At 64.6% G+C, this 20376-nt stretch carries 19 protein-coding genes and 1 tRNA gene; 2 read left to right on the top strand and 18 right to left on the bottom strand.

The features are described 5' to 3' along the window. Positions 1–158: 158 nt before the first annotated feature. Together ACFI9K_RS17390 and ACFI9K_RS17385 are read left to right on the top strand one after the other, a co-directional pair. Complete coding sequence (locus ACFI9K_RS17390) at positions 159–1340, top strand: lipase family protein (RefSeq protein ID WP_462664657.1); 1182 nt, start codon at positions 159–161, stop codon at positions 1338–1340. A 214-nt stretch (positions 1341–1554) separates the two neighbouring features. Beyond that, positions 1555–2478, top strand: coding sequence for a DUF1942 domain-containing protein (locus tag ACFI9K_RS17385; RefSeq protein WP_462664656.1), 924 nt, complete (start codon positions 1555–1557; stop codon positions 2476–2478). A 341-nt stretch (positions 2479–2819) separates the two neighbouring features. Here ACFI9K_RS17385 and ACFI9K_RS17380 read toward each other — a convergent pair. The 18 genes from ACFI9K_RS17380 to ACFI9K_RS17295 form a co-directional block, all read right to left on the bottom strand. Beyond that, a tRNA-Pro gene (locus ACFI9K_RS17380) sits at positions 2820–2893 on the bottom strand. Between the two features lie 85 nt (positions 2894–2978). Beyond that, positions 2979–4427, bottom strand: coding sequence for a ribosome biogenesis GTPase Der (gene der, locus ACFI9K_RS17375; protein WP_397516438.1), 1449 nt, complete (start codon positions 4425–4427; stop codon positions 2979–2981). Next, positions 4424–5107, bottom strand: coding sequence for a (d)CMP kinase (cmk, locus tag ACFI9K_RS17370; protein WP_462664655.1), 684 nt, complete (start codon positions 5105–5107; stop codon positions 4424–4426). The genes der and cmk overlap by 4 nt, the downstream gene beginning before the upstream one ends. Next, positions 5107–6270 (bottom strand): pseudouridine synthase, encoded by a 1164-nt coding sequence (locus ACFI9K_RS17365; protein ID WP_462664654.1) that lies wholly within the window; start codon positions 6268–6270, stop codon positions 5107–5109. The genes cmk and ACFI9K_RS17365 overlap by 1 nt, the downstream gene beginning before the upstream one ends. Before the next feature lie 15 nt (positions 6271–6285). Then, entirely contained in the window at positions 6286–6969 is a 684-nt protein-coding gene (scpB, locus tag ACFI9K_RS17360) for an SMC-Scp complex subunit ScpB (protein ID WP_462664653.1), read from the bottom strand. After that, on the bottom strand, positions 6966–7802 hold the full coding sequence (locus tag ACFI9K_RS17355; protein ID WP_462664652.1) for a segregation and condensation protein A: 837 nt from the start codon (positions 7800–7802) through the stop codon (positions 6966–6968). Before ACFI9K_RS17355 ends, scpB begins: the two co-directional genes overlap by 4 nt. Next, positions 7799–8761: a ParA family protein gene (locus ACFI9K_RS17350; protein WP_462664651.1), complete on the bottom strand. Its 963-nt coding sequence runs from the start codon at positions 8759–8761 to the stop codon at positions 7799–7801. Before ACFI9K_RS17350 ends, ACFI9K_RS17355 begins: the two co-directional genes overlap by 4 nt. A 109-nt stretch (positions 8762–8870) precedes the next feature. After that, positions 8871–9785: a site-specific tyrosine recombinase XerD gene (gene xerD / locus ACFI9K_RS17345; protein WP_462664650.1), complete on the bottom strand. Its 915-nt coding sequence runs from the start codon at positions 9783–9785 to the stop codon at positions 8871–8873. A 5-nt stretch (positions 9786–9790) separates the two neighbouring features. Beyond that, positions 9791–10423 (bottom strand): NUDIX domain-containing protein, encoded by a 633-nt coding sequence (locus ACFI9K_RS17340; RefSeq protein WP_462664649.1) that lies wholly within the window; start codon positions 10421–10423, stop codon positions 9791–9793. Then, positions 10420–12153, bottom strand: coding sequence for a CTP synthase (locus ACFI9K_RS17335; protein WP_462664648.1), 1734 nt, complete (start codon positions 12151–12153; stop codon positions 10420–10422). The genes ACFI9K_RS17340 and ACFI9K_RS17335 overlap by 4 nt, the downstream gene beginning before the upstream one ends. Positions 12154–12304: 151 nt before the next feature. After that, positions 12305–13252 carry a copper transporter gene (locus ACFI9K_RS17330; protein WP_462664647.1) on the bottom strand — a complete coding sequence of 316 codons (948 nt, stop codon included), beginning with the start codon at positions 13250–13252 and terminating at the stop codon, positions 12305–12307. After that, positions 13249–14433 carry a putative cytokinetic ring protein SteA gene (gene steA, locus ACFI9K_RS17325; protein WP_462664646.1) on the bottom strand — a complete coding sequence of 395 codons (1185 nt, stop codon included), beginning with the start codon at positions 14431–14433 and terminating at the stop codon, positions 13249–13251. The genes ACFI9K_RS17330 and steA overlap by 4 nt, the downstream gene beginning before the upstream one ends. Before the next feature lie 84 nt (positions 14434–14517). Further along, a complete protein-coding gene (gene recN, locus ACFI9K_RS17320) occupies positions 14518–16287 on the bottom strand; it encodes a DNA repair protein RecN (RefSeq protein WP_462664645.1) in 1770 nt (589 codons plus the stop codon). A gap of 2 nt (positions 16288–16289) precedes the next feature. Then, positions 16290–17255 (bottom strand): NAD kinase, encoded by a 966-nt coding sequence (locus ACFI9K_RS17315; protein WP_462664644.1) that lies wholly within the window; start codon positions 17253–17255, stop codon positions 16290–16292. Continuing rightward, a complete protein-coding gene (locus tag ACFI9K_RS17310) occupies positions 17252–18073 on the bottom strand; it encodes a TlyA family RNA methyltransferase (RefSeq protein ID WP_462664643.1) in 822 nt (273 codons plus the stop codon). Before ACFI9K_RS17310 ends, ACFI9K_RS17315 begins: the two co-directional genes overlap by 4 nt. Before the next feature lies 1 nt (position 18074). After that, positions 18075–18314 carry a hypothetical protein gene (locus ACFI9K_RS17305; RefSeq protein ID WP_462664642.1) on the bottom strand — a complete coding sequence of 80 codons (240 nt, stop codon included), beginning with the start codon at positions 18312–18314 and terminating at the stop codon, positions 18075–18077. Positions 18315–18378: 64 nt separating this feature from the next. Next, positions 18379–19368 (bottom strand): HAD-IIA family hydrolase, encoded by a 990-nt coding sequence (locus tag ACFI9K_RS17300; RefSeq protein WP_462664641.1) that lies wholly within the window; start codon positions 19366–19368, stop codon positions 18379–18381. Beyond that, positions 19365–20246, bottom strand: a complete 882-nt coding sequence (locus ACFI9K_RS17295) for a tetratricopeptide repeat protein (RefSeq protein WP_462664640.1) — start codon at positions 20244–20246, stop codon at positions 19365–19367. Before ACFI9K_RS17295 ends, ACFI9K_RS17300 begins: the two co-directional genes overlap by 4 nt. Positions 20247–20376 lie beyond the last annotated feature (130 nt).

Here is a 20376-nt window from a genome sequence, read left to right as displayed (position 1 = left end):
TCGGTGTCACCGAGACGACCGCACAAAAACTGCTCGCCACGGATCCGACAGTCGCGGAGGGTGGCCCGGGAAGAGTTCTCCATTGTGCGTTCACCGACCGCCTCGCGCTGTACGGTGACCGCGGGGATCGGTACGGCTCACTCAAGCTCGGGGGGATCATGACACTGTTCGGTGTACTCGATCGCGTACTCATTCGACGACTACCCCTGGAGCCTCCGGACGATCCCCATGCAGCGATCCTTCCGACGCCAATCGACAACGACGCCTTCTTCCTCACCCCTCCCGGTATCGAAGACCTCGCACCCGGTGCGGTCATCCGGCGGCGCACCACCCGCGGTCTGGTGCCCCGGCCACGAACCGCCCTGCATCAGTTCATGGTGCGATCGACCGACGCGCGGGGTTTCCCGGCCGGCGTCACCGCATCGCTGCTGATCCCGAGGCGGCCGTGGACCGGGCGCGGACCGCGGCCCGTCGTCGCCCACAACGTGGCCATCGATTCACTCGGAGCCAAGAGCACGCCGTCGTACCGGCTCGTGCACGGTATCGGTGCAGACCTCCCGCCGGTGATGCCGCTCTGGCTCGCCCGCGGATACGCCGTCCTCGTCGCCGATCACCAAGGCCCGCGGATGTCGTACTCCGAAGGCACGATGGCCGGGCATGCCGTTTTGGACTCGCTACGCGGCATGACGGTCGTCGCCCCGGAGCTCGCAGACAGTCCAGTGGTGGCCTACGGCTACAGCGGCGGCGCGATCGCCACCACGTGGACAGCGCAGCTGCAGCCGAGGTACGCGCCGGACGTGAGATTGGCGGGCGCCGTCGCCGGTGGAACGCCCACCGACTTCACGATGCTGCTGGACACCATGAACGGCACTGTCGCGGCCGGCCTTTTGGGCGCGGCGAGTATGGGTCTCGCGCGTGAGCACCCCGAGATGGTGGAGTTGTTCGGCCCGAAGGCGTTGCTGTTGGCGTCCTGGGTGAAGGACATGTCCGTCCTCCCCCTGGCCTTGGGCGGGTTGGTTCGCATGCGAATCGAGGAATTGGCGTCCCAGCCCAACCCGTTCGACTCCGACATCGCACGGCGGGTAATTGCCGCGAACCGTCCGGGTGCCGACGCGCCGTCGGTGCCGGTCGCGTTCTTCCACGGTTCCGCGAGCAAGATGATCGGTGATCGCTTCATCCCCGAGGCCGGCGTGACCGCCCTGATCGAGCAGTGGCGTAGCAAGGGTGCCGACGTGCACTACGAGCCCGTGGCAGGCGATCACTTCATCGGTGCCATGACGGGGCTTCCGTTCATGTTGCGTTGGACCGCAGCACAATTCGCAGCAAACGGGTCAGGTTAGATCGCCGAAATCGGCACGTTGACCCGGTACTGTCAGCGGGTCGCCACAACGGCGAACGTGCGCGCAAACTCGATTCCGTCACCTATCGTCAACGGTCCCACGCGAGAGCACTCGATGCCGGCTCCATCACGTCGTCCGGTGCTCAGATGTAACGCCCGACATCGCACGCAGATATGTGATCGGCAATCCATCGACACAGAAACGGGACGCATCAATGTCGCGCAAGTACACCGGAGCATTGTGGCTCCTCGTCCCCGCCATCGCCGCGCTCCTGCTGACAGGTTGCAGTAGCACCAACGGCGTCCCAACAGCAGAAAGCAGCAACAGAATCGGGATGCCTACTGCGCCACCCACCGATTCGGCGGTTCCGATCGGAGCCGCACAGGATGTCACCGACGACGACGTGACGACTCGCATCACCGTTCAAACCCTCACCCCTGCAGTAGGATCGAAGTACGGCCTCCCCGCCGCCGGTGAACTGCAGCAGATCACGGTCACATTGGAAGGCATCCGAGGGACCACAAACGTCAATCCCCTCTATTTCACCGCCAGGGCGGCTGACGGCACCTCCTACGACGCAGCCCTCGGGACCGTCGACGGGCAACTATCGACAGCAACCGTCACATCGGGCGACCTCCTCAAAGGAGTAGTCGCCTTCGATGTCACCGGACCGCCGATTGCATCCATCCGCTACAACGGTGCCCTCGGAGACGAGTTGGCGAAGTGGGTCGGACAATCAACAGCATCCGCGCCATCGACAGTCCCCTCGTCAGCAACCGCACCTGCGTCATCGTCCGGCTCGGCGAGAGGCGACCTCGGCCTTGCCTCCGCGATGTCAGTCCCGTCGTGTGACGGCACAGGAATCGTCGTACTGTATTCAGCCACCAATCCCACTAGCTACGCGCAGGAGGTTGCCGCGCAACTCCTCGCCAACCCAGGTTCGCAGTATCTGCGCACCGACAATTCCTGCGCGTCGCTTCGACAGGCAACTGCCGACGGAAACCCTATCTATGCCGTCTACCGCATAGCTGGCACTACCGAACCCGAGGTGTGCGCCGCCGTCGCGGCATCCGGAGGCGACTCGTACGGAAAATGGCTCGACACCACCACGGACCCGAGCTACATCATCCCGTGCTGAACCCGAACGCCGGTCGCTGCTGTATCCAACGCGTCAACAGGGCCGGATCCGAGCAAAACCCGAGCCGACCCACTGGTGCAACCCGCAGTTTCCGATTCGCACGGACCCTACGGACTCTGTAGCTACATAACAGCGAACCAGCCGAATCAAGTGTCTTCGTTTCGCTTAGGTCCCTTTATTTAACTAGCGCAGATTTCCGGACACCAGTGGATCCTTCTGGACACGGCCTCAGCGTCGAGTTGGACCCCGCAAACACCAAGTAGTGACAATCCCGCGGCACTCAGACGAAGAAGGCGGCCCCGGATTTCTCCGAAACCGCCTCTGGCCTGCATCTACCTGTGTCGGGCTGACAGGAATTGAACCTGCGACCCCTTGACCCCCAGTCAAGTGCGCTACCAAACTGCGCCACAGCCCGCCGCGCCTCGAAAGGCGCTTGATGAGATTACCCCAGCCCTACCCCTGAGAGGAAATCGCCTGCTCAGGGGCGGGGACGGGCTCCATCAGCGGTTGTTGCCCTTGCCCGGCCGTTCCCGCTTCTCGCGGATACGGACCGAGACGCGGACGGGGCTGCCGTCGAAGTTGAACTCTTCACGCAGACGCCGCTCGATGAAGCGGCGGTAGCCGGCCTCGAGGAAGCCGGTGGTGAACAGTACGAACGTCGGCGGCCTGGTGCTGGCCTGCGTCGCGAACATGATGCGCGGCAGACGTCCGCCACGCATCGGCGGCGGGGTGGCTGCCACAACCTCCTTGAGCCACGTGTTGAGGCGTCCGGTGGGCACGCGCTTGTCCCAGGACTCCAGAGCGGTCTCGAGCGCGGGAACCAGTTTCTGTACGGCACGGCCGGTCTGCGCCGAGATGTTCACACGCTGCGCCCACGGCACCCGAGCGAGATCGCGGTCGATCTCCTTTTCGAGCTGCTGACGACGATCGTCGTCCACCAGGTCCCACTTGTTGAACGCCAACACCAATGCACGGCCGGCGTCGGACACCATACTGAGCACCCGCAGGTCCTGCTCCGAGATCACCTGCGAGGCATCGAGAAGCAAGATCGCGACCTCGGCGGCCTCGATCGCGGACTTGGTACGCAGCGACGCGTAGAACTCGGCACCACTGGCATGGCTGACGCGCTTGCGCAGACCTGCGGTGTCGACGAATCGCCATGTCTTGCCGCCCAATTCGACCAACGAGTCGACCGGGTCGACGGTAGTACCGGCAACGTCGTGCACCACCGAACGCTCGTCACCGGAGAGCTTGTTGATCAGCGAGGACTTGCCCACGTTCGGCTTACCGACCAGAGCGACACGCCTGGGTCCCCCACCTGGAATCCCTTCACGTGGTGTTTCGGGCAATGCCTCGAGCACACGGTCGAGCAAATCGCCGGTACCGCGGCCGTGGGTGGCCGAAACCGACAACGGCTCCCCCAGACCCAAGGACCACAGTGCGGCAACCTCGGATTCGGTGCGGCCGTCGTCGACCTTGTTGGCCACCAACAGAACCGGAGTCTTCGAGCGTCGCAGCACTCGCGCTACTGCCTCGTCCGTCGTCGTCGACCCGACGCGGGCATCGACGACCAACAGAATCGCGTCGGCGGTGTTCATCGCCAACTCGGCCTGGCGCGCAACGGATTGCTGCAGCCCCTTGGCGTCGGGCTCCCAACCGCCGGTGTCCTGCACCAGGAAGCGTCGACCACTCCAGTTGGCCTCGTACGACACTCGGTCGCGGGTGACTCCGGGAACGTCCTCGACCACTGCTTCGCGTCGGCCGATGATGCGGTTGACGAGCGTCGACTTACCGACGTTCGGACGACCCACCACAGCGAGAGTCGGTACGGCTACGGCATCTTCGCCGTCTTCGCCCTCGTTGAGGTCGACGTACTCCCACTCGCCCTCGTCGCTCCACGTTCCGTCGCCCGCGGCTTCCGCTGCGCCGGAGAAGAATTCTTCACTCACTGCACTGCTCCACTTCTGTCGTTCACCACGAGCAGCAAACGCTCGATCACGCCGTCGAGATCCAGCTCGCTGGTATCGACGATCACCGAATCCTCGGCGGGACGAAGCGGTGACACTGCTCTTGTCGAATCTGCATGATCGCGTCGCTGCACGTCCGCGAGCACGGATTCGTAGTCGTCGCCGCGACCTTGTTCCACGTTCTGCTTGTTGCGCCGTTCCGCACGTGCCTCGGGTGAGGCCGTCAAGAAGACCTTCACGTCGGCGTCGGGAAGAACGACGGTGCCGATGTCCCTGCCCTCCACCACGATTCGAGTCGACGAGCTCGCGAGGTCGCGCTGCATCTGCACCAAGAGCTCGCGCACCGCAGGTACCGCGGACACGGCGGAGACGGCTTTGGTCACTGCCTCGCCGCGAATCTCGCCGCTGACGTCCTCACCAGCGAGCAAGACCGTCTCGGACAGCGGGTCCTTTCCGATCTCGAGGGGAAGGGCAGCAACAGCTTTCGCCACTGCGACTGCATCGGTGGGCTCGACGCCCGAACGCAGCACCCACACCGTGGCGACGCGGTACATCGCACCGGTATCGAGGTAGCTCGCTTCGAGTGCCGACGCGAGCCGACGCGACACCGATGACTTACCTGTGCCCGAGGGACCGTCCATCGCGACGACGAGCGTACTCATCACAGGCCTACGGATTCGTAGAGCTTGCCGATTTCGCCGCGGCCGAGAACACGCAGAGTTCCGGGACGCTGATCGCCGAGCACGATGTTGCCGACATCGGTACGCACGAGGCGCCCCACGGGGAATCCGACCTTGTCGAACAATCGACGCACGATGTGCTTGCGGCCCTCGTGCAGCGTGACCTTGACGAGCGACTTACCGTCCGAGATGTCGAGCAACTGGAAACCGTCGACCTTCACCGGACCGTCGTCGAGGGTGACGCCTTCGCGGAGCTGCTTGCCGAGCGTGCGGGGAATGGTGCCGAACAGCGTCGCGAGATAGGTCTTGGACACCTCGTACGACGGGTGCATCAAGCGGTGAGCAAGGTCACCGTCGTTGGTGAACAACAACAGCCCCTCGGTGTCGGCATCGAGTCGACCGACGTGGAACAGTCGCTGGCCTGCCTGCACACGCTCGGCCACGATATCGCCGACGCACGGACGACCCAGATCGTCCGACATGGTGCACTGCCATCCGCGCGGCTTGTTCATCGCGAGATGAACCAATTCTTCCTTCACGACCACGCGGGTGCCGTCGACGCGAACGACGGCAATATTCGGGTCGATCCGAATGCCCTGCTCGGTGACGATGCGTCCGTCGACCTCGACGCGGCCGTCGGCGATCAGTTCTTCGGCGGCACGACGCGACGCGACACCGGCCTGCGCGAGAACCTTCTGCAACCGAACTCCCTCACCGGCAGGCACGTGCTTGCGCGGGGACGAATCGGTGTGCTGATGCTTCGCCGGCTTGGCGTTGCTGATCGTGGTCGACGGAACCTGCTTCTTCTGCGGCTTCGGCGGCTTGGGGCGCGACGGCTTCTTGCGAGGCACCGCGTCGTTGCTGCGGTCGTTGATGCCCGTCTCGACGGGCTTATTCTCGAACTCCCCCTGCTCGACGCCTCTGCGCGGGGCCGGTCGGCCAGTGGCGCGTGGCGCGCCGGCACGGGGTCCTCCAGTTCGAGGAGCCCCCGTACGGGGAGCGCCGTCACGGGGCGCGGCGTCGCGGGAGCGGTCTCCGCGGCGTGCGTCACGCGGGGTGTCCGACCGTCCTGCGGCGGGCTTCCTGCGTGGGTCTTGTCTCTTGTTACGGTCCGGTGTGCCATCACGGCGAGCGGGCTTGTTCACTTGTTTTCTTACCTATCAGTCGTCCGAGTCGAGCTCGGCTGCCGGATCGGGTTTCGATCCGCGGTTCTTGGTGGAGCGTGTCGTTCTCGGGTCGGTGACCATGCTGTCACTGATCTCGTCGATCAGGTCCACTCCGGGCAACAGCGGTGCCAGTTCGGGTAGATCACCGAGCGATGCGAGCCCGAGCCGTTCGAGGAACAGCTCGGTGGTGCAGTACATCGTGCCGTTCGTCTCCGGGTCCGTTCCTGCTTCGGAGATCAGTCCACGGGCGAGCAACGTACGCATCACTCCATCGACATTGACTCCACGTACGGCGCTGACTCGTGCGCGGGTCAACGGTTGACGATAGGCGATCACGGCCAGGGTTTCCAATGCTGCACGTGTGAGCTTGGACCGAGCGCCGTCGAGAAGCAGTCGTTCGACGTAGGGGGCATAGGCGGTGCGGGTGTAGAAACGCCACCCGTCACCGGCGTAGCGAAGGTCGATTCCGCTGGTTCGCTCGGTCAGCGCTGCAGCCATCTCGGTCAAGGAGGCGCGCACGCGGGCTACCGATGTGCCCACAGCCGAGGCGAGCTGCTCATCCGACGCGGGGGTGTCGACGATCAGCAACACGGCTTCGAGTGCCGACGCGAGAGTGGCGTCGTCGAGTTCGTCGGAATCCTCCACGCCCTCGAACTCGAGTTCGGGGTCGACGCTCATGCGTAGTCCTCTTCCGTGACCACGATGGGTCCGTCGTCCTTACCGGTCCAGCTCACTCGGAGATCGCCGAGCGGCTCCGGCTGCTCGAAGGCGATCACCTGTTGCCGGAACAGCTCCAGCAACGCCAGGAACCGTGCAATTATTTCGACCTGTACTTCGCAGTCCTGCACCAGCTCCGAGAACGACGCCCATTCGTTCAGGCCACGGCCTTGCAACTTCTCCAGCAGCCACTCTGCCTGCTCGGGAATCGAGACGGCGTGCTGATGGATGTGATCGAGACCCACCTGTGGAATCGGCTTGGGCCGGAAAGCGGCAGCGGCGATGTCTGCAAACCTGGCCGGGTCGACCCCCAACAACACCTCCGGAATCAGATCGGCGAACCGATCTTCCACCGATACCGAGCGCGGATAACGCCGCAGCGCAGCAGCTTCCAGCTCACCGAACAGCAGGGCGACCTGCTTGTAGGCGCGGTACTGCAGCAACCGGGCGAACAGGAGATCTCGCACTTCGAGCAGCGCCAGATCTTCCGCATCCTCGACGTCCCCCGAGGGCAACAGACGAGCGGCCTTGAGATCGAGCAGCGTCGCGGCGACGACGAGAAACTCCGTCGTCTGATCGAGGCCTACATCGGCACCGAGCGATTTGGTGAACGAGATGAAATCGTCGGTGACCGTGTGCAGCGCCACTTCGGTGACATCCATGCGGTGCTGGCTGATCAGCGACAGCAGCAGATCGAACGGGCCCTCGAAATTGAGCAATCGGACCCGGAACTTCGAGGGGTCCGCATCGGCGGGAACCTCGATCGGGGCCTCGTCTGCAGCGTCGACCGTCACGGACCCGACCGGTAGATCACCTCGCGCGCAAGAGCGCGGTAGGCCTGCGCGCCACCGGATTTGGGAGCCCACGTGGTGATCGGCTCCCCCGCGACGCTGGTTTCCGGGAACCGGACCGTGCGAGTGATCACAGTGTCGTAGACGACGTCGCCGAACACCTCGACCACCCGCGTCATCACCTCGCGCGAATGCAGCGTTCGGGCGTCGAACATCGTCACCACGATGCCGGCCAGCTTCAAACGAGGGTTGAGGCGATCGCGCACCTTCTCGACGGTGTCGTTGAGCAATGCCAGACCGCGCAGACTGAAGTACTCGCACTCCATCGGAATGAGTACTTCGTCGGCACAGGTCAGCGCGTTGACCGTCAGCAGGCCGAGCGACGGCTGGCAGTCGATGAGGACGTAATCGTAGCGATCCAGAATCGGATGAAGCACTCGTCCGAGCGTCTGCTCGCGGCCCACCTCGGTCACCAGTTGAATCTCGGCGGCCGAGAGATCGATGTTGCTGGGCATCAGATCGAGGTTCTCGACGCGGGTCCGCATGATGATGTCGTCGGCCGACACCTTCGCCTCGACGAGGAGGTTGTAGACCGTCAGATCGAGTTCGTGATGCGCAACGCCCAGTCCCGCGGACAGTGCGCCCTGCGGGTCGAGGTCCACCAGCAGTACGCGACGGCCGTAGCCGGCCAGCGATGCACCGAGATTGATGGTCGACGTCGTCTTGCCGACGCCACCCTTCTGGTTGCACATTGCGATGATCTTGGCCGGGCCGTGGCTGGCCAGCGGTTGGGGGTCGGGAACCGACCGCGTCTTCCGACCGGTGGGGCCGAGTTCGTTCGGAGCAGGAATGATGTCGCGAGACTCTCGGCTGGTCTCCGGCTGACGCGTATGGAACAGCGCGCCTTCCAGATGCGCACGCTCCGAGGCTGACTCCGCCGCTGGCGGCTGCGGTGTCGACACGTTCCAGCGCTCCCCTGTCCCGTTCGTCTTCGAGTAGTTCACGCAAACGCTACCGCTTGAGGGACCGACGCTGTCACCGGACACGCTGACGGGCGGCGTCGACCTCGTGCTACCGCGCCCGCGGATGCGCTCCCGCCCACACTTCACGCAGTGTGGTGACGGTGACGAGGGTGTAGATCTGAGTGGTCGTCACCGACGCGTGCCCCAGCAGCTCCTGCACCACGCGGACGTCGGCACCGCCGTCGAGCAGATGCGTGGCGAAGGAGTGCCTGAGAACGTGCGGCGAGACACCGGAGGTGATTCCGGCTCGTTCGGCCGAATCCTGGAGCACCTGCCAGGCGCTCTGTCGAGACAGCCTGCCGCCGCGGACGTTGAGAAACAGTGCTGGGGTGGATCGCGCCACCAACCCCGGGCGTCCGCGCACCAGGTACGCGTCGATGGCCTCGATCGCCGGCCTGCCCACCGGGACGATGCGATGCTTGCCGCCTTTGCCGCGCAGTAGAACCGAGCGCGACTCGGTGTCGATATCGTCCACGTCCAGCCCGACGGCCTCGGAAATTCGGGCACCGGTGGAATACAGCAATTCCAGTAGTGCTCGATCACGTAGTCCGCGCGGCGCGTCCGGGCCCGCAATCGACGCCGATTCGAGCAGGGCCACGACCTGGTCGACGGGAAGCGATTTGGGCAACCGCTTGGCCGGCTGCGGGGGTTTGACCTCGCTTGCGACGTTGCGCTCGACCATTCCCTCGGCCAGAGCGAAGCGGTGCAGACCGCGCACTGCGATCAAGGTTCGAGCCGCCGAACTCGCGGCGAGAGCGGGAAATTCGTCGTCGCCGCGCCGGAGGTACAGCACGAACTCGGTGACGTCGTTCTCGCTGACCTGTGCCAGATCGGTGATGTCGTAGCCGCTCAGAAACCGCTCGTACCGCACCAGATCGCGGCGGTAGGAGGACACCGTGTTCTGTGCCGAACCACGTTCGACCACCAGATGGTCGAGATACGTCCCAATCTGCTCGGCGATCACGGTGGCTACTTTCGTGAACTCTTCCGCTTCTCGAAAGCCGTCGGCAGATCGGCCCACGGGGCATCGGCCGGTCGCAGTTCGCTGCCGACGGCGCGGGCTGCAGCGAAGGCCAGCACTCCCGCCACCGCCGACGCGTTGACTATCTCTCCCGCCAGCGCTCGACGGACGGCCTCGTCCATCGGCACGAAGGACAGTTCGATGTCCGCTTCCTCGTCGTGCGCCTCCGGCCGATCGACCTCGTGCAGATCTTGCGCCAAGAAGATCCGCACTGCTTCGTCGGTGAAGCCGGGTGAGGCGAGCACGTCCACCAGCACCGACCACTTACCGGCCGCGAGACCGGTTTCCTCGGCGAGCTCACGCTGCGCCGCCAGGACAGGCTGCTCCCCCGGCGCGTCGAGCAGACCGGCCGGCAATTCCCACAGTCGACGCCCGACGGGATGCCGATACTGCTCGATCATGGCCACTCGGTCCTGATCGTCGACGGCCAGAATCCCGACCGCGCCGTGATGCTCGATCACCTCGCGTTCGGCCTGCCGACCGTTGGGCATCGCCACCTGATCCAGCCGAAGCGCCAAGATGGCACCGGAGTACGCCGCCGTCGAGTCGAGGGTGGCGAACTCGTGTCGGGGCTCGCTCATCCGACGGTCTCGGCGGCAGCGTCCGATTCCTCGACCGCGACGGTGTCGCCGTGAATGTCGACCGGCAGTCGCTCGGCAGCCTTGTACTTCAACGCTGCATTGATCAAAGAGGCGAACAACGGGTGCGGACGGGTCGGCCGACTCTTGAGTTCTGGATGCGCCTGAGTGGCGACGAAGAACGGGTGCACCGAGGCAGGTAGCTCGACGAACTCGACCAGATGGCCGTCCGGAGAAGTACCGCTGAACACCAAGCCGCTCTTGGCAATCCGATCGCGGTATTCGTTGTTGACCTCGTAGCGGTGACGGTGACGTTCCGAGACGTTCTCGGTACCGTACGACGCGGCGACGACCGAACCTTTCTGCAGAATCGCCGGGTAGGCCCCGAGGCGCATCGTGCCGCCGAGATCGGCGTCACCGGCCACTGCGTCTTCCTGATCGGCCATCGTGGAAATCACCGGATCCTTGGTGTCCGGATCGAATTCGGCGGAGTTGGCGTCGGTCAGACCGACCGAACGAGCCGCCTCGATGACCATGCACTGCAATCCGAGGCACAACCCCAGGATCGGGATCTTGCGCGTGCGGGCGAATTCGATTGCCCCGAGCTTGCCCTCGATACCGCGAATGCCGAAGCCACCGGGAATGAGCACAGCATCGACATCGCCCAACGCGGCCTGCGCCCCCGCAGGCGTCGAGCACTCGTCGGACGGAACCCACTTGATCTCGACCTTGGCGCGATGGGCGAATCCACCGGCACGCAGCGCCTCGGTGACCGAGAGGTAGGCGTCGGGCAGATCCACGTACTTGCCGACGAGGCCGACACGCACGGTCTCGCGGGGCTGATGGACACGCTCGAGCAATCCGCCCCAGATGGTCCAGTCGACGTCGCGGAACGGCAGACCGAGCTGCCGGACGACGTAGGCATCCAGGCCTTCCTTGTGCAACACCTTCGGAATGTCGTAGATCGACGGCGCGTCGGGCGTGGAGATGCAGCCGTCGACATCGACGTCGCACATGAGCGCGATCTTGTTCTTCAGTCCCGGCGGCACGTCACGATCACACCGCAGAATCAGAGCATCCGGCTGAATACCGATGCTGCGCAGCGCAGCCACGGAGTGCTGGGTGGGCTTGGTCTTGAGTTCGCCGGACGGAGCCAGGAACGGAACCAACGACACATGTAGGAAGAAGACGTTGTTACGGCCGACGTCGTGGCGGACCTGGCGCGCTGCCTCGAGAAACGGCTGCGACTCGATATCACCGACGGTGCCACCGATTTCGGTGATCACGACGTCAGGCTGGTGACCCTGCAGATCCGGTCCGTTCATGGCCAGAATCCGGCGCTTGATCTCGTCGGTGATGTGCGGGATGACCTGGACGGTATCGCCCAAGTACTCGCCGCGACGCTCCTTGGCGATGACCGTCGAATACACCTGGCCGGTGGTGACATTGGCGAATCCCGACAGATCGCGGTCGAGAAATCGCTCGTAGTGGCCGACGTCGAGGTCGGTTTCGGAGCCGTCCTCGGTCACGAACACTTCACCGTGCTGGAACGGGTTCATCGTGCCGGGGTCGACGTTGAGGTAGGGGTCGAGCTTCTGCATGGTCACGCGGAGTCCGCGTGCGGTCAGTAGCTGGCCGAGGCTCGACGCCGTCAGACCTTTTCCGAGCGAAGACGCGACGCCCCCGCTGACGAAGATGTGCTTGGTGTCCGAACGCGACTGAAGGCGTGACAATGAGGCTCCCGTGACGAGTCTGCAGGGCTTGCTCCTACCAGGGGGCTGATAGAAGAGGTAGAGCGTGGAAATTGGGCCTGCTACCCACGGGACTTCACGGTAACACCAGTACGTACTCCACCGCCAACGACACGCTCGTTCCGGGCACGAATCAGCTCGCTGGGGCTCCGACGGTCACGGCATTCGCGTTCGCTCCGGTGCCGTACCGACCCGACGCACCGTCCAGCTGCTCCGCCAAGGCGAGAACGGTCGTGATCCGTCCGGCTTCACGGTCGACGTTGTCCACCGTGCTCAGTGAGGACGACAGAGCCGAATCGGCGCGGACGACGGCAATGGATTCGTTACCCTCGGCGGCACCGGACCGGCCGGCCAGCACTGTCCCTGCACCGCGCGAGTCGAGGGCACCGGCGAACCGAGCCACGATGGCCCCACGATTGCCGTCCTCGACGTTCGAGGAACCGGAACCGGTCACGACGACAGCGAGCTGCGCCGGTGCGACGGCACCGTTGTCGTAGGCGATGAAACCGCCGCTGCGCAGCGTTTCCAGAGCGAGCGACAGTTCTTCCGGTGTCGACTGGGGTTGCGCCGTCTGCGCATTCAGCAGCAGCACCGAACCCAGCAGATCACCTGCCAGGCTTCCCTGATCCACAGCCCCGGTACGCAACTGGACTCCCGCGGGGATGACGTTGGTCAGTCGCGTACGCAGATCGTCACCGTTCGCCGCGGAGACGAATGCGTCGGTCAGCGACACGCGTCCCGTGACGGTGGCACCCGAAGCCCCGATCGAATTCGTGACTCCGTCGACATCACCGGGATCGGCATCGGGCGTGGTGATGACGACGACGCTGCGATCGACGAGCGTGTCCCGCAGCACGCGGCCGGCCACTGCCGCATCGAAACCGTCGGCCGAGTTCAGTTGCTCGTTGAGCCGATTGTTGGTGGCCTGCAGATCGTCCACCTGGTTCTCGAGACCGGTCTTGTCGTCGCGAAGGCCCGATACCAGACCGCTCGACAGCAGACCTGAACCGAGCACTATGCCGATGGCCAGCGCCACGAACACCGCTGCCAGCGAAATGGCATGTTGGCGAAGCGAAATCACGGAAGCAACCCCTGGAACCAGAGAGCGAACCGGTTCCACAGGTCGATCGCCCAGTCCAACGACTCACCACCGATGTTGGACACCGCCAACGCCACGATCACGGCAACGAGGGCCGCAAGGATCAGCAGGGCGATCGCGCCACCGGACACCCGGCTTCGATACAGAGTCGCAACAGCTTTGGCGTCGACCAACTTGGCACCGACCTTCAGCCGCGTCATGAACGCGGCCGGGTTGGTGTTGCGACGACCACGGTCGAAGAACTCGTCGAGGCTCGCCGGGCTGCCGACCGAGACGATCAGCGTGGCACCGTGGTGATCGGCCAGTAGCAGGGCCAAATCCGCAGCGGCTCCCGTGGCCGGGAACGTCATCGCACCGATCCCGAGATCCTGAATGCGTTCGAGGCCCTGTGCGTGCCCGTCCGAGTCGGCCGGAAGAACCACTTCCGCACCACATTTGAGAGTTTGAGCCGTGACGTCCTCGGGATCGCCGACGATCAGATCGGGCCGGTGGCCCGCCTTCATCGCGGTATCGGCGCCTGCTCCGACGCCGATGATGACAGGTGAGTACTCCTTGATGAACGGCTTGAGATTCTTCAGGTCCTCGGCATGGCCGGGCCCGTCGGCAACGATCACGACGTGACGACCCTGGAGGTCGATATCGATGTCCGGCACGCCGACGCCGTCGATGAGCAGTGGACTCTCGGTCCTGATGAACTCGATCGTGTTGCCCGAGAACGCTTCCAGGTGATCGACCAGACCCGTCTTGGCTTCGATCATCTTGTCCGAGATCTCGGCTTCGCTCTGCTCGTCACCCTTGGCGAGACGGCGATCGCCGGTGTAGACACCGCCGTCGTTCAAGCGAATCTTGGTGCCGTCCTTGATCTTCTTGAAGATCTCGGTGCCGGCCGAGTCGATCAAGGTGATGCCGTTGGCCACGATGACCTCGGGACCCAGGTTGGGGTAACGCCCGGAGATAGACGGCGACGCGTTGACGACCGCGAGCACCCCCGCCTCGACAAGCGCATCCGCGGTGAGGCGATCCAGGTCCAGCTCGTCCAGAACGACGATGTCGCCGGGCCCGACCCGTTTGAGCAGCTTGGCCGTGTTGCGATCGACTCGCGCGATACCGGTGATTCCGGGCAGCGAATCCTGACTACGTGACAGCAGAGCCGGCATCTTCATGTCAACCATGATGACCCGACCGACACGCCCGGCGATGGAGGCGCGCCGAAACAACTACCACACTGATCACATCAGCAACACCACTTACAACGCGGCTCGTTCCGCATTGGCAGTGGCCAGCAGCTCCTCGGCGTGCGCTCGTCCGGTCTCGGTGTCGTCGAGCCCCGCGAGCATTCTGGCCAGTTCCACCACGCGTTCCGACGAGGACAGCGTCCGAACGCCGCTGTTCGCCGCACCCTTCTTGGCGTCGGTCTTGTCGACCACCAAGTGCGTATCGGCGAAGGCTGCAACCTGCGGCAAATGTGTGACCACGATGACCTGGTGGGTGCGAGCCAACCGGCCGAGCCGGCGCCCGACCTCGACGGCAGCGCGACCACCGACTCCGGCGTCGACCTCGTCGAACACCATCGTCGCGCCCTTTTCCGAGCCCGCGAGAACCACCTCCAGCGCCAGCATCACCCGCGAGAGCTCACCGCCCGACGCGCTCTTGCTGATCGGTAGCGCCTGGGCACCGTCGTGTGCAGACAGGCGGAACTCGACCTCGTCGACGCCGCTACTTCCTGCATGCAGTTCGGCACCGTCCACGACGATGGGGGCGGTGTCCGACGGCCCGGCAGGCAGGGCTCGGACATCGATCTGCAGTTTCGCCTTTCCCATGGCCAAACCCGCCAGCTCGACGCTGACTGCCTTCGAGAGTTTCACCGCGGCCTTCGCACGGGCCGCACTGAGCTTGACCGCTGCGGCAGCGACGTCGACCGCGGCTGCATCGACCTTCGCACTCAACTCGGCGAGGGCATCGGCGGAGGTGTCGATGTGCGAGAGTCGCTCACGGGCATCCTCGGCCCAGGCGATGACACCGTCGACATCGGCTGCGTATTTGCGCGTCAACGACTTCAACTCGGCCTGCCGATTCAGTATCGAATCGAGCGCTCCCGGATCGGACGGCAGGTCCGTCAGATACGAGGTGAGATCGGCACCGATGTCACCGACGATGGCCATCGCGTCGTTCAGGCGCGGCAACAGCTCCGTCAGAGCAGCGTCGTCGGCATGTTCGAGGCGAGATCGGGCTTCGCCCAACAGGTACAGCGCAGACGTCGTGTCCGACGCCTCCTCGGTGCTCCCGACGAGTGCGGCCGCGGCACCCTCCGCGGTTTCGCGCAGAGAATCGAGATCGCCCAATCGACGTACGTCCTCGGCCACGGAAAGATCCTCACCGGGCTCTGGGGACAACGAATCGATTTCCTGTAGGCCGAACTGAAGGCGGTCGGCTTCTTGTGCCAGTTCGCGGCTGCGTTCGGTGCGGTCGATCAGCTCGTTGCGCGCATCGAGCCACGTCTTGCGAGCGGTGCGGTACTTCGAGACCAGAGACGCCACCGCGTCGCCGGCGAATCTGTCCAGGGCAGCAAGTTGCTGATCGGGCCGCAGCAAACGTAATTGATCGTTCTGACCGTGCACCGTCAGCAACGAGTCGGTGAAGTTGGACAGTACCGACGCCGGCACACTGCGCCCACCGAGGTGGGCACGAGAACGACCATCCGAGTTGACGGTACGCACGGCAATGATCGAATTGTCCTCGTCGCGTTGGCCTCCCGACGACTCGAGCACCTTGTCGACGTCGTCGATCACTTGCTCCGATGCGGTATCGGTACTGAATCGCCCCTCGACGACGGCTCGCTGCGCGCCCAGGCGAACCCGGCCGGCGTCCGCGCGCGCACCCGAAAGCAAGTGCAGGCTGGTGACCACCATGGTCTTGCCGGCACCGGTCTCGCCGGTGAGTACGGTCAGACCCTCGTGAAACTGTGCGCTGGCTCCGGAAATGACTCCGAGGCTGTCGATCCGAATCTCTTCGAGCATCCCTACCTCGCTCTCCCCCGCCACCCGGTCACGGGCAGTTCGAATTTCTTGACCATGCGATCGGCGAACGGTGCCGAATCGAGTCGGACCCACTTGATGGGTGAGGCTCCTCGGACCACCTCGACACGAGCGCCGGCCGGAAGGCTCAATGTCCGCCTGCCGTCGCAGAACACGAATCCTGCGTGTCCGCCCGCATCGATCTCGACTGCGACGATCGATTCCGGGCTGGTGACCAGAGGGCGGGCGAACAGAGCATGTGCATTGCTCGGAATGACAAGTATCGCTTCGAGTTCCGGCCACACGACCGGTCCTCCGGCCGAGAATGCGTACGCCGTCGAACCTGTCGGTGTGGAAATCAGGACACCGTCGCAGCCGAATGCGGACACCGGTCGACCGTCCACTTCGAGGACCACTTCGAGCACCCCGAGCCGAGAACCGTTCTCGATGCTCGCTTCGTTGAGCGCCCATCCGCGCTCGACCACCTGATCTCCGACCCGAACCGCGATGTCGAGGGTCATGCGTTGCTCGATGCGGTAGTCGCCGGCGATCACGCGCGCCAGAGCATCTTCGAGATGGTCGGCCTCTGCCTCGGCAAGAAATCCGACGTGCCCGAGGTTGATGCCGAGTACCGGAATGGATGCTGCCTGTGCGAGTTCGGCTGCGCGCAGGAAGGTTCCGTCACCCCCGAGTACGAGGACCATCTCGCAGCCGACCGCAGCGTCCGGCCCGAATTCGACGACGTTGAGCCGCATGTCCGCAACGAACACGTGGTCGTGTTCTTCCGAATCGGACGCCTCGATCTTCGAGGGCTCTACCTCGTCCACCAACACGCGCAGGCAGATCCCTGCTTCGTCGAACACTTTGCCCACTCGACGCGCCGTCTCGGCGATGTCCGGTCGACCAGGATGAGCGACGAGAAGAATCTCTCGCGTCGACTCCAGTTCCGGTGCTGCGTGGGACGGAGTCACTGTGGTCCTTCCTCGATCGCGAGCCGGACGAGTTCCGTGATGTCGGCGTGGGGCGCGTCATCGCCCGCACCTGCCCTCAGCCACAAAAAGTACTCGACGTTGCCCGACGGCCCCGGCAGTGGGCTTGCAGCTACCGCGCGAACAGTCAGATTCAAGCCGACGGCCGCCGTCGCCACCGCTTCGACCGCCTCGGCTCGCAGTGCGGGATCTCGTACCACGCCCCCGGCACCCACCCGATCCTTACCTACCTCGAACTGTGGTTTGACCATCAGCACCATATCGGTGCCCGGCTTCGAACACGCGACGAAGGCCGGGAGAACGAGTTTCAGCGAGATGAACGACAGATCCGCGACGATGATCTCGACCGGTCCCCCGATGGTCTCGGCATCGATGGACCGAACGTTGGTGCGGTCTATGACGTGCACACGGTCGTCGGACTGCAGCCGCCACACCAGCTGGCCGTATCCGACGTCGACGGCCACCACCTCGCGCACTCCTCGACTCAGAAGGACGTCGGTGAACCCACCTGTCGACGCTCCGGCATCGAGGCATCGGGCATCCCGGACGGTCAACCCGAGGGGCTCGAACGCGTCGAGGGCACCGAGCAGTTTGTGTGCACCCCGTGAGGCCCAACTGACCTCGTTGTCTTCCTCGGCCACCAACAGTGGCGTTCCCGGCTCCACCGCGGTTGCCGGCTTGGACGCGACAGTCCCGGCGATCTTCACTCGCCCGGCCTCGATCAGCTCGGAAGCGTGTTCACGAGATCGTGCCAAACCACGACGTACCAGTTCGGCGTCGACTCGAGCGCGACGAGCCACGTCAGGTCTTGTCGACGGTGGTCAGGGCGCGCACCAGCACCTCGTGCGCCCGGTCCAGCAGATCTGCATCGCGCGTGAGCGCGTCCGAATCCACTGTCTCGAGATCGTCGTGCCCAGAGCCGATGGTGAGCCGACTCAGCAACTCAGCGACATCCGATCGTACGGAGTCGGGATCTGCCGACGACTCATCTCCGGCACTGCTCGGCCGGTGCTGTCCTGGTAGTGGAATCGACGTGCTCATCGCCCTTCACGCTATCCGATGGGTACGACGAACGCCCGATCGCCGCCGCTCTACGAACGCGGTGTCAACACCCGAGTAGTGACTTCAGATCGCCGAGGCTGTCCCCATCGAAGCGCACCTCGTCGAAGTCGGTACTCGACCACGCAACGTGCAGCACGGCCAGAGCACCCTCGAACGTATCCGGCGTCGTATCGCGGTCGAATCGCACCGACAGCAGCCCGTGCTCGATGCCGACCGTCCAACCGTCCTTGCTCCCCACGCGCGACGCGGACTCGTCCTGGTTCAGAACCCCGAGGTCCGAACCGATGTAGGTGGGCCGCAGATGACGAGGAGCACGCAGCAGCTCGGCAGCGGTGCTCACACCCGTCAGTACCAGCAGCGAGGGCAGGTCGGATTCATTTGCGCCTGCTATGTCCGTGTCCAGCCGGTCTCCGACGACCAGCGCAGAACGTGCTCCGCTGCGTTCGATCGCGTCGTGCATGATCGGAGCGGCCGGCTTTCCCGCGACGAGGGGCTCGACGTCGGTGGCGTTGCGAACCGCTGCGACCATCGAACCGTTCCCGAGCACGAGTCCTCGCTCGGTGGGCAGGGTCGCATCGATGTTCGTTGCAACCCAGAGGGCACCCGCCCTGATGGCGAGGACTGCCTCGGCGAGGATCCTCCAGCCGGTATCGACCGAATGCCCCTGCACCACTGCGACCGGGTCCTCGTCGGCAGATCTGACCGGCTCGAGGCCCACCTTGGATATTTCGTTCGCCAATGCGTCGGTGCCGACGACGAGAACACGCGCACCCGCGTCCAGTGTGCCGGCGAGGACGCGCGCAGCTGCCTCGGAACTGGTGACGACAAACTCGGCAGACGTGTCGAACCCGAGTTCACGAAGGTGCTCGGCCACATCCTGTGGCGCACGACTGGCATTGTTCGTCACGAAGTACTGCTTCTCGGAACCACCCGAAAGCGCTTCTACTGCACCGGGAATGGGGTCCTTACCGGCGTAGACCGTACCGTCCAGATCGAGAAGCAGCACGTCGTGGGCGTCGCGCAGCAACGTCACTGTCCGCCTCCGGACAACTCCTCGACTCGCTCTTCCGCGTCCGTCTCACCATCGACATCTGCCGCAGCAGCGTTGAGGAACCACTTCACACCCTCGTCTACACGACCGGCGGCAACCAGTGCATCGGCATAGACGTAGAACAGGCGAGCCGCCGCAGTTCCCGAGCGAGATGCGTCGAGGTCCGGGGTCTGCAGAGTGACGACGGCTTGGTCGTATTGATTGAGGTCCATCCGAGCGCCGGCCACCACAATGCGGAGCTCCGACGCTTCCTCGCCGGTCAACTCACGAGCTTCGTCACTGCGACCGAGCTCGATGGCCCGCTCGGGGCGTCCGAGTCCGCGTTCGCAATCGGCCATGACCGCGATGAGACCTGGGCCGCCAGCCATGCGACGTGCGGCCCGCAGCTCCGATAGGGCCTCCGCCCACTCACCTGCGTGGTAGGCCGCGATGCCAGCCGTCTCACGAACGACGGCGATACGACCTGCTCGCTGACGAGCAGCGCGCGCGTGCAGCAGCGCCAACTGCGGGTCGTCGTCGAGCAGCCTGCTCGTCATCACGAGGTGACGGGCCACAGCTGTCGCGTTGTTCTTGTCCAAGCTCAGAAGATCCCGCCGGACGGCCGGCTCGAGTTGACCGGCTTCGACCTCATCGGGCAGATCAGGTTCCTCGGGGCGTGGGGGCCGACGATCGGACGGCGCGCTGTTGCCACGTCGATCTCCGGAGAAGCCACCTTCGCCTCCCCGCCTGCGCGGAGGTCCGTCCGAACGACGCGAATCGCCGCGGCGGTCCTGAGCACGAGGGTTGCGATCGCGCGACTCGCTGGAGCGATTGCCACCGTCTGCTCGGGAGGGGCGACGATCGTTGTTGTCTTCCGACACGGGCGTCCTTTCGGATTTTCGGGTACAAACGCAAAAAGGGGACCCACCAAGTGGGTCCCCTTCTTACAACGGGTGTTCGGCGGTGTCCTACTCTCCCACACCCTGTCGAGTGCAGTACCATCGGCGCTGG

The sequence above is a fragment of the Rhodococcus sp. PSi06 genome (assembly GCF_054960675.1).
This window is presented reverse-complemented; position numbering and strand designations above follow the sequence as displayed.